We start from the raw sequence: 15124 nt of genomic DNA, 5'->3' as shown, positions 1-15124 counted from the left end.
ATTATCTAGTGCCTCCTTCCTTCTTTGCTTCTTTTACAGGAAGTACCTCTCCTTTATATATCCAAACCTTTACACCTAATTTTCCATATGTGGTATCTGCTTCTGCAAATCCATAGTCAATATCTGCTCTCAATGTTTGAAGTGGTATTGTTCCCTCATGGTAGCTTTCTCCACGTGCCATATCTGCTCCGCCTAAACGTCCAGAAACTGCTGTTTTAATACCTTTTGCTCCAAATTTCATTGTTCTTCCCATAGCTTGTTTCATCGCTCTACGGAATGTTACACGGTTTTCTAATTGTTGTGCAATATTCTCTGCTACAAGCTGTGCATCTAATTCTGGTCTTTTGATTTCTTCAATATTAATTGCTACTTTATGTTTTGTCAATTTTTGTACTTGACCTTTTAATTCTTCTATCGCTTGGCCATTTCTACCAATTACTATACCTGGTTTTGCTGTGAAAACAGTGATTTTCATTCTCTCTGCTGTTCTTTCAATAGCAATTTTTGAAATGCCTGATGAATACAATCTCTTTTTAATGAATTTTCTAATTTTAACATCTTCTACTAAGTAGTTTGCAAACTCTTTTTCAGCATACCACTTTGTATCCCAGTCTTTTATAATTCCAACTCTTAATCCATGTGGATTTACTTTCTGTCCCATCATTAACCTCCTTATCTCTCATTGAGGATTATGGATATATGACTTGATCTTTTTAATATTCTATATGCTCTACCTTGTGCTCTTGGACGAATTCTTTTCATTGTTGGTCCTTGGTTTGCACTTACTTCTTCAACATATAATTTGCTAATATCCATACCTAAATTATTTTCTGCATTGGCTACTGCTGATTTCAATACTTTCGCAATAATCTCCGCCGCATATCTTGGTGAATATTGCAATAAAGCCGCTGCTGTGGCAACATCTTTGCCTTTAATCTGGTCTAATACAATTTTCGCTTTTGTGGCTGGAATGCCAACATACTTAGCAGATGCGTGTGGTCTTTTTTCTCTATTATCCAAATTTCTCTGTTTTTTAATTTGGCTTCTATGTCCCTTTGCCATGAACGAAACCTCCTTCCACTATCTATAAATTAACGAACTTTTGATTTCTTTTCTGCGTCTTTTCCGTGTCCTCTGTATGTTCTTGTCAACGCAAATTCTCCTAATTTATGGCCTACCATATCCTCTGTAATGTACACTGGTACGTGTTTTCTTCCATCGTGTACTGCTATAGTATGTCCAATCATATCTGGAAATATTGTGGAACGACGAGACCATGTTTTTATAACACTTTTTTCTCCAGAAGCATTCATTGCATCAATTTTCTTTAAAAGATGCTCATCAGCAAATGGTCCCTTTTTCAATGATCTACTCATTACTTTTTATCCTCCTTTGCGATATTAAGCACATTCATGTGCCAAGTTATCAGCCGTTTCTACGACGTACAATATATTTATTGGAAGCTTTATGTTTTTTACGAGTTTTATAACCCATTGCTGGTTTGCCCCATGGTGTCATTGGTGATGGACGACCGATAGGTGCTCTACCTTCACCACCGCCGTGAGGGTGGTCATTAGGGTTCATAACAGAACCACGCACTGTTGGTCTAATACCCATATGACGTTTTCTTCCGGCTTTACCAATATGGATTAATTCATGGTCTATATTTCCTACTTGACCGATTGTCGCTCTACAATCTAATGGCAACATTCTCATTTCTCCAGATGGTAATTTCACTGTAGCATATTTGCCTTCTTTTGCCATAAGCTGTGCTACATTTCCTGCAGAACGAACAAGCTGTCCACCTTTTCCTGGTTTCATTTCAATATTATGAATGTTTGCACCAATTGGAATTGCTCTCATTGGTAATGTATTTCCTACTCTTACCTCAGCCTCAACACCACTCATTACAGTGTCGCCTACTTTTAATCCTACTGGAGCAAGTATATAGGATTTTGCACCATCAGCATATACAATTAAAGCAATATTTGCTGTTCTATTTGGGTCATATTCAATCGCTACTACTTTTGCTGGAATGTTGTCTTTATTTCTTTTAAAGTCAACCATTCTATATTTTATTTTTGCACCGCCGCCTTTATGGCGTACTGTGATTTTACCCTGGTTATTTCTACCTGAATTTTTTTTGATATGAACTACCAAAGATTTTTCAGGAGTTGATTTTGTAATTTCATCAAATGCGGACACTGTCATGTGTCTTCTGGACGGTGTATATGGTTTATATCTTTTAATAGCCACCTTTTCCACTCCTTTCAGTGTGTTATCACCTTTTTGTGTATCTTTTCTCTACTATCTATTACATTCCTTGGAAAATTTCAATATCTTTACTATCTGCTGTTAATTTTACAATGGCTTTTTTCTTTTTTGCTGTTTTACCCCATATCATGCCACGTCTTTTTGGTTTGCCATCATAGTTCATTGTATTAACAGAAGCTACTTTTGCACCATCAAACATTTTTTCTACTGCTTCTTTAATTTGTGCTTTTGTTGCGTCTGGGTGTACCAAGAAAGTGTATTTTTTTTCATCAAGTATTGACATACTTTTTTCTGTAATGACTGGTTTTTTGATAATGTCATAATATTTTAAATCTGCCATTATGCGTACACCTCCTCAATTTTTGCTACTGCTCCTTTTGTTACTACCAATGTATTGTATTTTAATAAGTCATACACATTAATTGTATTTACAGATGCTGTTTTTACATTTGGTATATTTCTTGCAGAAAGCATTACATTTGTATTAGAACCTTCCATTACTATCAATGCTTTCTCACATTTTATATTATTCAAAACTTTTACCATTTCTTTTGTTTTGATTTCATTTAATGTTAATTCATCTAACACTATGATTTTATTTTCTGCTACCTTTGTAGAAAGTACTGACTGCAATGCAAGTCTTTTTACTTTCTTATTTAATTTAAAAGAATAATTTCTTGGCTTTGGAGCAAATACAACGCCACCGCCTGTCCATTGTGGGGAACGTGTAGAACCTTGTCTTGCTCTACCTGTGCCTTTTTGTCTCCAAGGTTTTCTTCCGCCGCCTCTTACTTCAGCACGAGTTTTTGCACTCTGTGTACCTTGTCTTTGATTTGCAAGATACTGCACTACCGCCAAGTGCATTACATGTTCATTTGCTTCTATTCCGAAAATAGCGTCATTCAGCTCAATACTGCCTACATTTTCGCCATTCATGTTTACTACTGCAACATTTGCCATTGTTTGTTCCTCCTTTCGTAAAGTAAATTAAGCCTTTACGCTGTCTTTAATTACAAGTACTGCTCCCTTTGGTCCTGGAACTGCACCTTTTACCAAAAGCATATTTTTTTCAGCGTCTGCACGAACAACTTCTACATTTTGTACTGTTACATTTACACTACCCATATGTCCAGGCATTTTTTTGTTCTTTTTAACTCTACCTGGTGTTGTACCAGAACTCATAGAACCTACTACTCTATGTGATTTAGAACCATGTCCCATAGGGCCTCTTTGTGCATTATATCTTTTTATTGTACTTTGGAAGCCTTTACCTTTTGAAACACCACTGACATCTACTTTATCACCTGCTGCAAATACATCAGCTTTAATTTCAGCTCCTACTTCATATGCACTAATATCTTCTAATCTAAATTCTTTCAAATATTTTTTTGCTGTTACACCAGCTTTATCAAAATGACCTTTTACAGGTTTTGTTACGTGTTTTGCTTTTGCATCTACAAATCCAACCTGTATCGCTTCATATCCATCATTTTCTGTTGTTTTTTTCTGTACTACTGTACATGGGCCTGCTTCCAATACTGTTACTGGAATTAAAGCACCGTTTTCTGTGAAAATTTGTGTCATTCCCACTTTTTTCGCAATAATTGCTTTTTTCATTTCTTTCGCACCTCCTGATATTCTACAGCGGATTATTCTCTCTTTTCATATATAAAGAAAAAACAATCATACTAGCTTTATTTTGTATTACTTACAAAATATTTTTGAGAAAATGCTTTTTTCCTCAAAGGACTTGCTTGAAAGCCCTTTTTGTTTTTTTCATTTCTTCATTATATCAACTTTTTTTGACTTTTATTTCATCACTTTTAACACAATATCAACACCTGCTGGCAAATCTAATCTGCTCAAAGCATCTGCTGTTTTTGGGCTTGGTGATATAATATCAATCAGTCTTTTATGTGTTCTCATTTCGAACTGCTCTCTAGAGTCTTTATATTTGTGTACTGCTCTTAATATTGTTACAACTTCTTTTTTTGTTGGAAGTGGAATAGGTCCACTTACCTGAGCACCTGTTTTCTTTGCAGTCTCTATAATTTGAGCTGCGGACTGGTCGATCAATTTATGATCGTACGCTTTTAGACTGATTCTGATTTTTGGGTTAGCCATAAAAAAAGTCCCCTCCTTTTCGCACTATTGAACTTCAGCACGACAAGCGGTGACTGCACACACATTCGGACGTATCTCGCAACGTAAAGATACACAGAACTATTCCCTTTTTTTGAGAATGTCTTTTCCTATATTCAGTACAGTGACCATGTCGCCCGGTTTCTTGAACTGGACATCGCTCCTCAGAAAAACCTGCACACAACTCATTTTGTATGCCGCAACCTTCTGTATCATCGCTCGTATGTCACAACGTAATTCAGTATACATTAAAATTCATTTGTTTGCAAGTATTTTTTTTGACTTTGTTACAAAAATATTGTAATAATTTTCACAATAATATTGTGTTATTTTTGAGCAATTCATACAAATGCACTTTTTTCTCTTTTCATTTTACATAAAAAGTCTTTCCCATTTTAAAGCAATTTATTCAACATTTATGCCCATTCTTTCATGGTGCACTGTTATTAAAACAATAAACAGCACTTCAAATTTCTGTTCTCTTAAAAAACACCACATTTTTTCAAATTTTTCATCTGTCATGCGTTCTGCCCCAACGCCACATATTAAAAAAAATTCTTCTGGGTGGGTTAATATCCAATGTACTACCCTCGTCATTTTCTTTTTTCTATTTTTTTTCTTTTTTATTTTCATTTTCATTTTCTATCTTCTCCCTTAATTATATTGATTTTTTATCAAACCAAATTATAATATTAAAATGACATAAAAAGTTTCGCTATAACGAAATATTTAAAAAAATTTTATAAATTTCTCTACCTATTATTAAGGCATTAAAAAAGGGAGCGGCGAAACCGTTCCCTTTTATTTATAAAATTTTTTGTGGACTCTATCCACATCTGCAAACTTTTTTGACAAGCTGAGCATATTTTTTTCAAAAATAGATGCTTTACAAAATATATTTTTTGTGTTATGATTGCAATATAAAAGAGCAGTCACCACAAAGTGGCTTGCCCTACACTCTATTGATAGAAAAACTACCCGAGCTTGCTAGGGCTATGATGGGTAGTTTTTTTATGCTAAAAACTGACTCTTACTTTTTTAAGTAAGAGAGCAATTTCTATTACTACCAAACAAAAAGTAAGAAATAAATAAAGTTCTTCAAATGTTGTCATAATATCGCCCCCTTTCTTTATAGAGAGAGGGCTTAAAATACCCGTCATGACTACTCTTAATTACTATAGCATATTTTTTACCATATTTCAACAAAATAACTTATATTATTTATGCTTCTCTAAATATTCCCTTGCTGCTTTTTCTGCCTGTGCTACTCCTATATGATATGTTCTTGCTGTTCTCTCATCACATTCTCTTAGCACACTTTCAAAATATTTTTTCAGCATTTCCTCACCACTTTGTTCACCTTCTTTTGTTACAATTTTATTTACATCTATTTTCGCTATTTCTGGTACAATATCTAATGAACAAGCATATATAAAATGATTAATATCTGTTCTGGTATACTGTTTCATATGTTCCAAATTATATCTTACTACATATGCTTGTGGTCTTACCGCACTTAACGCTGTCAAAAACACAAACACCACTACAAACAAATATTGATATAATTTTTTCTCTTTATGAAATATACTATATACTACTCCTGCCATGCTCACCGCAAGCATTACTAAAAACCAAAGTACATACATTCTCATCACTGTCATATGATATGCCTTTACATACAACATCATTCTATAAAATGAAGATGCCATCATAACAAAATTACATATAGAAATTACTATTAATATACTATTTAATATTTTATTTTTTCTAAATTTCCAGTTACATATAATTACCATCAAAAAGTTTATCAAACTTACAAAAAGCAATTCAAAAAATCCTCTTCTAGCATAACTAGCATATGTAAACTCTTCTGGTAACTTTCCCTTTCCTATAAATAAATACCATATTTGTATACTACAGAAAAGCACATACACCACAAGCAACACACTCGTAAACGTGATAGCAATAATAGGCTCTGCCTGTTTACTTTCTTTTGTTTTTTGTGAGGCTTCTTTTCTTGCTAATCCTGACACAAAACAATAAAACAACCAATACCCTAGCATAAATAAAAATGTTACTGCTATGACATTTTGAGGTAAAAACAAATTTCCTACCAATTTAATTATCATATTTGCAAAAACACCATCAGCTGACATAAGCATTGCTACAATGAAAAATGTCAAAGGTAATGCAATACCCAATCCTAATATAACATATGACCATTTTTGATTTTTCTGTTCCTTTTTTTTCATCTGTTCAATAAAATTTTCTATAGGCTCGAACAAACTTGCTATACTACCAAAAAGCAATAAAAATAAATTATAAATATACGTTTTTAAACTCCACAATTTATCTTCATAAAATTGATGAAGCATCATCATAAAAAACAAAAGCAATATCATTTTTTTATGCCAAAAATGTAAAAAGCTTTGGTCTGTCCACAACATAAGCACATTCATTATTATTATCATAACAACATAATAAACAGTATCTTTTTTCATTTCTACTTTCCATTGTTTTAATACTGCAAAACAACAGCCTATTTGTCCTAATGATGCTATAAAAACGCCTATACCTGTACGAATTTTATATGTTCCTATTACGTAAAAAAAAGCAAAGCACATACTTATTAGCACAAAATTCCAAAATTTTTGCTTTATCTCTTGTTGGTATTCTGTTTGTTTTGGTTTTTTTATCTCTTGTTGTTGTATTTCCTGCTTGTCTTTTTCTAATATTTTTTGTACTTCTTTTTTTTCATTTTCTGTTTGTTGTTTTTGTTGTTCTATTTCTTTTTTTTCTTCTTCTGACATTTTTCACTCCTCCTTTACAAATTCTAATATATCTCCTGGTTGACAATTTAATGCTTTACAGATACTTTCTAATGTAGAAAAGCGTATTGCTTTTGCTTTATTATTTTTTAATATAGATAAATTTGCCATAGTGATATCTACCTCTTTCGCTAACTCTGTCAGTCCCATTTTTCTCTGTGCCATAACCACATCTAAATTTACACGGATACCCATATTTTTCCTCCTATATGGTCAAATCATTTTCTTGTTTATAATTTACAGCTTGCTGAAATACTTTTGATAATACAAAACTAAATAGTCCCGCTATAAAAAATATAATAATAATGACAACAGTAGAAGGTGTTATCGTATAAAACAGTCTTATTGTTGTTGCTATAGAGGTAACAATACTATAATATCCCATTTTTTTCAGACTAGTTACATTCTGTTGTATAAAACAGTCTTGTGCCAATACCGTCTGAAACATTTTTCTTAATTCTCCTATTATCATTACTGCAAATGCTCCTGCTATAAAAAATAATATACACATTGCTATAAAATGTGTTTGAAAAACAGTATACCATTTTCCCATATATTTGAATGCAACAGGAATACCAGCACATACTACACAACCGCCATAATACATTAAATCCAACAACCATTTTACACATTGTTCCAATTTCATTTATTCTTCCTCCTATCTAACAATACTATAGCACAATGTTTTTTGTTTTTCAATATTTTTTTATTGTTTTTCAATAAATATTTTTCTCTTATCAATAAATATTGTTCTTTGTTGTAAAATACAGTAAAATGTGCTAGTATAATACCACTAATAATTAAAGGTGGAAAATACTATGAATAAAAAAACAGTCGTTGTAGGAATGTCTGGAGGCGTAGACAGTTCCGTTGCAGCATATTTATTAAAACAGCAAGGTTATAATGTAATAGGTGTTACTATGCAAGCATTGCCAAAAGAAATTGAAAAACATAAACAAAATACTTCTGCTGAAGAAGACGCTTGGGAAATTGCTCATCAATTAAATATTCCTTATTTTGCTATAGATTTTAGAAAAGAATTTCAAAAAAATGTAATTGATTATTTTATTTCGGAATACCAGCAAGGACATACCCCCAACCCTTGTACCATATGCAACCGTTGTGTAAAATGGGAGGCTCTTTTACAATTTAAAAATCAAATTGGTGCTGATTTCATTGCTACAGGGCATTATGCTCAAATTGTAAATCATCCTCAAACACAACGATATACTTTAAAAACTTCTGTTACAGATAAAAAAGACCAAACATATGCCCTTTATAATTTAACGCAGCAACAATTACAATATACTTTAATGCCTATAGGGGCATATCATAAAGAAGACATCAGAAAAATAGCAGAACAAATTAATGTTAAAATTTCTCAAAAAGCTGACAGTCAAGAAATTTGTTTTATACCAGATGATGATTACAGCAATTTTATACAAACACAGACAAATACAACATATCCTTCTGGCAATTTTGTGGATTTAGAGGGAAATATATTAGCAAAACATAAAGGAATTATTCATTATACAGTAGGACAAAGAAAAGGGCTTGGTGTTGCTTTTGGCAAACCTATGTATGTTTATGCCATTGATGCAGAAAAAAATGAAGTAATACTTTGTGAAAATGATGCTTTATTTCAAAAAACGCTTTATGCTAATAAACTAAATTTTATGGGAATAGAAAAAATAGAAAATGGTATGCGTTTACAGGCAAAAATACGTTATCATCATAATAAATCTTGGTGTACTGTTTATATGAAAAATCAAAAAGAATTAGAATGTATATTTGATGAACCCCAGCGTGCTATTACACCTGGACAGGCAGTAGTATTTTATGATGGAGAATATGTTGCTTGTGGTGGTACAATTATTTGTTCAAAATAATTTTTTAAATAATATATAAGGAGGAAATAAAATGATTTATTCAGATTATCATATGCACACAAATTTTTCTTCTGACAGTGATACTGCTATGGAAGATATGATAAAAAAAGCGATTGTATTAGGATTAAAAGAAATTGCCATCACAGACCATTTAGATTATCAATATCCTGACCCAGAATTTCCTTTTTTACTTGACTATGACGCTTATACTGCAAAAATACAAAAAATGCAGCAAAAATATAGCGATAAAATTATCATTCGTAAAGGTGTGGAATTTGGTTTACAATGTCATGTCAAAAAAGAAACAGATGATTTTTATAATAATGGTACATTTGATTTTATAATAGGTTCTACTCATTGTGTAAAGGGTTTAGAGCTTTACGGTAATTCTTTTTACAAAGGAAAAACACAGCATGATGCCTATTTAGAATATTTTGAAGACTTATATAATAATGTAAAAATTTATGACTGTTTTAATGTATATGGTCATATGGATTATGTTAATCGCTATGGCAATTATGATAATAGAAATTTGAATTATAATGCGTTTAAAGAAATTATTGATGAAATATTAGCACTTTTAATCAGAAAAGACAAAGGTATAGAGCTTAATACTTCTGGTATTAAATATGGTTTAGGCTACATACACCCTAAAATTGAAATTATAAAACGTTATAGACAATTAGGAGGAGAAATTATTACAATAGGTTCTGATGCTCATTCCCCAGAATATATAGCTTCTCACTTTAAAGATGCTTATGAATTGTTAAAAAGTGCAGGATTTAAAGCATTTACTCTTTTTGAAAAACAACAACCTCGTTTTATAGATATTCCTTTATAAAATACAACAGTATTACAAAAATAAAATATACAAAAAATATTTTAATTATAAAATAAAATGGTATACTATAAATGAATTAAAAAAGAAAGGGGAGAGATATTACATGACACAGCAAGAAAAAACAGAAATTGTTTATGAATTAAAACAAGCTATGAAAGAGCAAATACAATTTAGCATGAAAGAAATACTTGATGTTGTAAAAGACAGTTATACTATTTTAAATGATAAAATAGATACTGTCAAAAATGATTTACAAGAAGTAAAAGCTGAGTTACAAGAGGTAAAAACTAGAATAACTAATGTTGAAGACAGATTAACCAATGTCGAAGATAGATTGACCAATGTCGAAGATAGATTGACTAATGTCGAAGATAGATTGACTAATGTCGAAACCAAAATTGATATTATGTCTGAAGATATTACATCTATAAAACTGAAAAGCGAAACATTTGATACTGCTATTATATCACATACTTATGATATAAATCGCTTAAAAAAAGTAAACTCCCTCTAAATATATAGAAGAAGTTTACTTTCATCAATCTCTACACAAAACATTAATACATAAGCAATAATACAATATTTTATAAAAGTACTTGTTTTTACAGGTACTTTTTTTTATTCCCATTTCCAGCTTACAGGATATTTATTTTTTAATCTTCCTTTTTGTACTTTTGCCCAACCTAATGTATAACCATCTACACAAATAATACACCAGCCTTCTTTTTGTTGTTCTATCGAAATACTTTCCCCTTTTAAATATCTTATAGCATCATTTTGTTTTATATCAAAATCAATATAATTATTCACATCATTTTTATTTAGTGCAAGTGCAAAAGCATGAGAAGGTTCAAATCGATTTTTTTTGAATGTTCCTAGTTGTAAACCACTTCTTAATACTCTAAGTCCTTTTAACATTGGTACATTTTCAGGAATATAGCACAAATCATCACCATATATTTTATAAATTCCTTTTGTTTTTTGCCAATTTGGTTTTAACACTTGTTTTTCAAATTCCCAAAAAAAAGACATTCTTTTATCAATTTGTTCTTTTTCTGTTTCAAAAATAGTATTTGCACATTCTTCTTGTTTTTGAAGCAATGCTAAAAAATGTCCTTCTCCTTTTATTTTATGAGGAAATAATCTTACACAACCTTCTATCATTCCTTTTTGAAATCCCCATTTTGCTTCTATAGGTACAATTTTAAATTCCTTATGATATTGCAAAAATTCTGTTATAATATGCTCATTTTCTTCTGGAGAAAATGTACAAGTAGAATATAACATCATACCACCTGCTTTTAGCATGATAGCACAATATTGTAATATTTCTTTTTGTTGTTGCATACAATGTGCTATTAAATTACTGTTCCATTTTTTTATCATATCACTATCTTTGCGAAACATACCCTCTCCAGAACATGGTGCATCAATTAATATTTTATCAAAATATTGTTCAAAATGTTTTGAAAGTTTTTGAGGTGTTTCACTCATTACAATACTATTTGTGATACCAAAACATTCTATATTTTTTAAAAGTGCTTTTGTTCTACTTGCACTAATGTCATTACATACTAATACACCTGTTTGTTTTAATTTTGTTCCCAACTGTGTACTTTTTCCTCCTGGTGCAGCACAAATGTCAAGTACACATTCTCCTTCATTTACAGGCAATATAGCAGCTGCTGACATAGCACTCGGTTCTTGTATGTAATATAAGCCTGCAGCATAATAAAGATGTTTTGCTGGACGCACTTTTTCACTACAATAATATCCTTCATTACACCATGCTACTTCTTCTGTTTCAAAAAGCTTTTTATTTAAAAATTGCTCTTTATTCCATTTTAATGTATTGATACGTATTCCTGTATATTTTTTTTGTTCAAAACAATTCAAATATTGTTGAAATTCTTTTTCACCTAAAAGCCTTTTCATATTTTCAATATACTGTTCTGGCAAATTCATAACAAAACCACCTATTTTTTTGTTTTAGTAAATATATTTATCATACAAAAAATACAATATTATTACAATACTTTTTTCTTTACAAAACTTCTTTTTTTCGTTACCATGATAAAAATACCATTTTTGAAAGGAGTTAAATTATGGCAAAACAAAACTGGAAAGCAGGCACAGTACTTTATCCTGTACCTGTTGTAATGGTTTCTTGCGGAAATATGGAAGGAGAAAAAAATATTGTTACAGTTGCTTGGACAGGCACAATAAACAGTGACCCTCCTATGACATATATTTCATTACGTCATTGTCGTCATTCTTATGATATTATAAAGCAATCTAAAGAATTTGTTATCAATTTAGTTACAAAAAAACTTGCTTATGCTTGTGACTATTGTGGTGTTAAAAGCGGAAAAGACATCGACAAATTTAATGAAATGAATTTAACTGCTGTAAAAGGTGCAAAAGTTTCCTCCCCTATTATATATGAAAGTCCTATTAATATAGAATGTTCTGTAAAAGACATTATACCACTTGGTACACACGATATGTTTTTAGCAGAAGTTGTTAATGTTTCTGTAAGTGAGGAATATTTAGACCAGAGCGGAAAATTTCATTTTAACAAAACAAATCCTATTTGTTATTCTCATGGCTGTTATTATACGCTAGGAGAAAAATTAGGTAGTTTTGGCTATTCTGTCAAAAAGAAAAAATCAAAAAAAGAAAAACATAAAAAATAATAAGGAGGATTTCAATGATAGAAAGAATGACACCCTTATAAGTATGGAGCAAATACACTATTATGTAAATCTAAAGCCCATACTGGTGAAGGGATATGAATGAAACACAAAAACAGATTTTACACTGGGAAAAACAACAGCATAAAAAAATTCTTAAAAAAATGTATGTCAAAAAACAACACAGAGGAAATCCCAGAATAAAAGCATTTCAAGATTTTAGACATCATCGTTTAACAGGGCACTGGTTTAAAAAAGAAACAAAGTACATTCGTAATATGACAAACAGAAAATTTCGCAGAATGTTAAAACAAAATTTATATCATCAAGCATATTACAGACCTAGAAACAGAGATTATCGCACTTATGGCTGGCTTACTTGGTGACACAAAAAAGGCTACTGTATTATTACAGCAGCCTTTTTTACATATATTATTTTAATTTTAACCAATTTGCAATAACAATTTTTTGTACTTCTGAAGTACCTTCATAAATTTCAGTAATTTTTGCATCTCTCATCATTCTTTCAATAGGATATTCTCTTGTATATCCATATCCGCCGAATAATTGTAAGCATCTTCTTGTTACATCACTTGCAGTACTTCCTGCCAAATATTTTGCCATAGAGGACAGATGACTATAAGGTCTATGAGCATCTTTTTCACAAGCTGCTTCATATACTAACAATTTTACAGCTTCTACTTTTGCTGCCATATCTGCTAATTCAAATTGTGTATTTTGGAATTGACCTATTTTTTTGCCAAATTGCTTTCTTTCCATAACATATTTAATACACTCGTCAATAGCACCTTCACTAATTCCTAATGCTTGAGAAGCGATACCAATACGTCCAGCATCTAATGTTTGCATAGCAACTTTAAAGCCTTGCCCTTCTTTTCCTAATATATTCTCTTTTGGTATACGACAGTTTTCAAACACTAATTCGCAAGTTGCAGAACCTCTGATACCCATTTTTCTCTCTTTTTTACCAAATGAAAAACCAGGTGTACCTTTTTCTACAATAAATGCAGAAATGCCTCTTGTGCCTTTTGAAATATCTGTCATAGCAATAACAACATAAGTATCTGCATATTCTCCATTTGTAATAAATATTTTTGTGCCATTAAGTACATATTCATCACCATCTAATACGGCCTTTGTCTGCTGCATAGAAGCATCTGTTCCTGCACTAGGCTCTGTTAAACCAAAAGCACCTAATTTTTCGCCTTTTGCCAATGGTACTAAATATTTTTGTTTTTGTTCTTCTGTACCAAATTGGAATATTGGCTGACAGCACAATGAAGTATGAGCAGAAACAATAACTGCTGTAGTAGCACATACTTTTCCTAATTCTTCTACTGCCATAGAATATGCTAAATTATCTGCTCCAGAACCACCATATTCTTTTGGAAATGGAATACCCATAAATCCATATCTCGCCAATTTTTTTACAGTTTCCACAGGGAAACGTTCTTGCTCATCTAATTCTTCTGCTAAAGGTTTTACTTCTTCTTCTGCAAATTTTCTGTACAAATCTCTCAATAACAAATGTTTTTTTGATAAACTAAATTCCATAAAACTGTCCTCCTTCGACAAACAAATAAATATTTGCAATATTTTTGCAAAAGTATCAAATAATAAAATGACATTTTATATTACTATGATACAAAAAAAATCGCCTTTTTTGCCAATCTATTCACATTATACATGATTTACACAAAAATTTCTATAGTGTTTTGAAAAAAATGCAATAAAATTTATACCAACTTCTACATAATTTATAAAATATCTTCTAATTATTTTAAAATATTTTATACTTTTTTGTTAACATATATTATATTTCTTTTTTTTCAATTCTTCTGTAAAAAGTGGTCTATATATTAGTTTTGTGCCTATTCTAACACTTTCAAACAATGTAATACAATCTACTAAAAAATTTTTTTGTTCTACAAGCACGGACTTTTGCATTTGTGCAAAAGAATGGTATGTCACCGCCTGTCTTGCTAGTGTAATATGTGGACTTAATTTTTTCTTTTCTCTTGCAAATCCCTGCTTTGATAAACTTCTTTGTAATCCCTCAAACAAATGTAAAAGTGCAGCACTTTTTTCTACTCCTGCCCATACTACGCCTGTTTCTCCTCTTTCAAATACACCTAACTGCTTTAATGTTAATGTAAATGATTTATTTCGTATTGCTGTTTCATATATTGCTTGTTTCAAATCTTCTATTTCTTCTGTTCTTGTTTCTCCTATAAAATGTAATGTCATATGAAAATTGTCTTTTTCTGTAAAATTACCTTTTTTACACATTTGACGACATTGTTGTTGTATTTCAAACAATGTTTGTTTTACATCTTCATTCATAGCAATTCCTATAAATGTCCTCATTCTATCACACTCCTTATTGAAAAAAGGCTTATAGCTATGCTAAAAGCCTTTTTTTATCATAATATAAAT

At 31.0% G+C, this 15124-nt stretch carries 20 protein-coding genes; 5 read left to right on the top strand and 15 right to left on the bottom strand.

Annotation, left to right across the window (positions count from 1 at the left end):
- Position 1 precedes the first annotated feature (1 nt).
- The 12 genes from rpsC to C820_RS08490 all read right to left on the bottom strand — a co-directional run bounded on the left by rpsC (position 2) and on the right by C820_RS08490 (position 7890).
- Complete coding sequence (gene rpsC, locus C820_RS08545; protein ID WP_004034776.1) at positions 2-661, bottom strand: 30S ribosomal protein S3; 660 nt, start codon at positions 659-661, stop codon at positions 2-4.
- An 11-nt stretch (positions 662-672) separates the two neighbouring features.
- On the bottom strand, positions 673-1062 hold the full coding sequence (gene rplV / locus C820_RS08540; RefSeq protein WP_004034777.1) for a 50S ribosomal protein L22: 390 nt from the start codon (positions 1060-1062) through the stop codon (positions 673-675).
- A gap of 29 nt (positions 1063-1091) precedes the next feature.
- A complete protein-coding gene (gene rpsS, locus C820_RS08535; RefSeq protein WP_004034779.1) occupies positions 1092-1376 on the bottom strand; it encodes a 30S ribosomal protein S19 in 285 nt (94 codons plus the stop codon).
- A gap of 49 nt (positions 1377-1425) precedes the next feature.
- A complete protein-coding gene (gene rplB, locus C820_RS08530; RefSeq protein WP_004034781.1) occupies positions 1426-2256 on the bottom strand; it encodes a 50S ribosomal protein L2 in 831 nt (276 codons plus the stop codon).
- A gap of 58 nt (positions 2257-2314) precedes the next feature.
- Complete coding sequence (gene rplW, locus C820_RS08525) at positions 2315-2614, bottom strand: 50S ribosomal protein L23 (RefSeq protein WP_004034782.1); 300 nt, start codon at positions 2612-2614, stop codon at positions 2315-2317.
- Positions 2614-3234 carry a 50S ribosomal protein L4 gene (rplD, locus tag C820_RS08520; protein ID WP_004034785.1) on the bottom strand — a complete coding sequence of 207 codons (621 nt, stop codon included), beginning with the start codon at positions 3232-3234 and terminating at the stop codon, positions 2614-2616. The genes rplW and rplD overlap by 1 nt, the downstream gene beginning before the upstream one ends.
- Positions 3235-3261: 27 nt before the next feature.
- Entirely contained in the window at positions 3262-3891 is a 630-nt protein-coding gene (gene rplC, locus C820_RS08515; RefSeq protein WP_004034787.1) for a 50S ribosomal protein L3, read from the bottom strand.
- A gap of 192 nt (positions 3892-4083) precedes the next feature.
- Complete coding sequence (gene rpsJ / locus C820_RS08510) at positions 4084-4398, bottom strand: 30S ribosomal protein S10 (protein ID WP_004034789.1); 315 nt, start codon at positions 4396-4398, stop codon at positions 4084-4086.
- A gap of 423 nt (positions 4399-4821) precedes the next feature.
- A complete protein-coding gene (locus tag C820_RS08505; RefSeq protein ID WP_004034791.1) occupies positions 4822-5055 on the bottom strand; it encodes a hypothetical protein in 234 nt (77 codons plus the stop codon).
- A 578-nt stretch (positions 5056-5633) separates the two neighbouring features.
- Positions 5634-7226: a DUF4153 domain-containing protein gene (locus C820_RS08500; RefSeq protein ID WP_004034796.1), complete on the bottom strand. Its 1593-nt coding sequence runs from the start codon at positions 7224-7226 to the stop codon at positions 5634-5636.
- 3 nt (positions 7227-7229) lie between these two features.
- The gene (locus C820_RS08495) at positions 7230-7439 is read right to left on the bottom strand and encodes a helix-turn-helix domain-containing protein (RefSeq protein ID WP_004034798.1); all 210 of its coding nucleotides are present in this window, start codon (positions 7437-7439) and stop codon (positions 7230-7232) included.
- Positions 7440-7449: 10 nt separating this feature from the next.
- Positions 7450-7890 (bottom strand): DUF2975 domain-containing protein, encoded by a 441-nt coding sequence (locus C820_RS08490; protein WP_004034800.1) that lies wholly within the window; start codon positions 7888-7890, stop codon positions 7450-7452.
- A gap of 172 nt (positions 7891-8062) precedes the next feature.
- Here C820_RS08490 and mnmA point away from each other — a divergent pair, with 172 nt between their 5' ends.
- From mnmA to C820_RS08475, 3 genes are all read left to right on the top strand, one after another.
- Positions 8063-9133, top strand: a complete 1071-nt coding sequence (mnmA, locus tag C820_RS08485) for a tRNA 2-thiouridine(34) synthase MnmA (RefSeq protein WP_004034801.1) — start codon at positions 8063-8065, stop codon at positions 9131-9133.
- Positions 9134-9164: 31 nt separating this feature from the next.
- Complete coding sequence (locus C820_RS08480) at positions 9165-9974, top strand: histidinol-phosphatase HisJ family protein (protein WP_004034803.1); 810 nt, start codon at positions 9165-9167, stop codon at positions 9972-9974.
- Positions 9975-10077: 103 nt separating this feature from the next.
- On the top strand, positions 10078-10488 hold the full coding sequence (locus tag C820_RS08475; RefSeq protein ID WP_004034805.1) for a hypothetical protein: 411 nt from the start codon (positions 10078-10080) through the stop codon (positions 10486-10488).
- Between the two features lie 104 nt (positions 10489-10592).
- On the opposite strand, the gene C820_RS08470 is transcribed toward C820_RS08475, so the two are convergent.
- Positions 10593-11939, bottom strand: a complete 1347-nt coding sequence (locus C820_RS08470; RefSeq protein WP_004034807.1) for an RsmF rRNA methyltransferase first C-terminal domain-containing protein — start codon at positions 11937-11939, stop codon at positions 10593-10595.
- A gap of 140 nt (positions 11940-12079) precedes the next feature.
- Between C820_RS08470 and C820_RS08465 the strand changes: the two genes are divergently transcribed.
- Complete coding sequence (locus tag C820_RS08465; RefSeq protein WP_004034811.1) at positions 12080-12670, top strand: flavin reductase family protein; 591 nt, start codon at positions 12080-12082, stop codon at positions 12668-12670.
- A 95-nt stretch (positions 12671-12765) separates the two neighbouring features.
- Positions 12766-13053: a hypothetical protein gene (locus tag C820_RS08460; protein ID WP_004034813.1), complete on the top strand. Its 288-nt coding sequence runs from the start codon at positions 12766-12768 to the stop codon at positions 13051-13053.
- Between the two features lie 46 nt (positions 13054-13099).
- Here C820_RS08460 and C820_RS08455 read toward each other — a convergent pair whose 3' ends face one another.
- Positions 13100-14242, bottom strand: a complete 1143-nt coding sequence (locus tag C820_RS08455) for an acyl-CoA dehydrogenase (protein ID WP_004034820.1) — start codon at positions 14240-14242, stop codon at positions 13100-13102.
- A gap of 249 nt (positions 14243-14491) precedes the next feature.
- Positions 14492-15055: an RNA 2',3'-cyclic phosphodiesterase gene (thpR, locus tag C820_RS08450; RefSeq protein ID WP_004034821.1), complete on the bottom strand. Its 564-nt coding sequence runs from the start codon at positions 15053-15055 to the stop codon at positions 14492-14494.
- Positions 15056-15124 lie beyond the last annotated feature (69 nt).

Origin of the sequence: Clostridium sp. MD294, from assembly GCF_000364165.2 — a bacterium.
Lineage (GTDB): Bacteria > Bacillota > Clostridia > Lachnospirales > Anaerotignaceae > Coprocola.
Note: the sequence above shows the minus strand (reverse complement) of the source record. Positions and strands in the feature narration are given on the sequence as shown.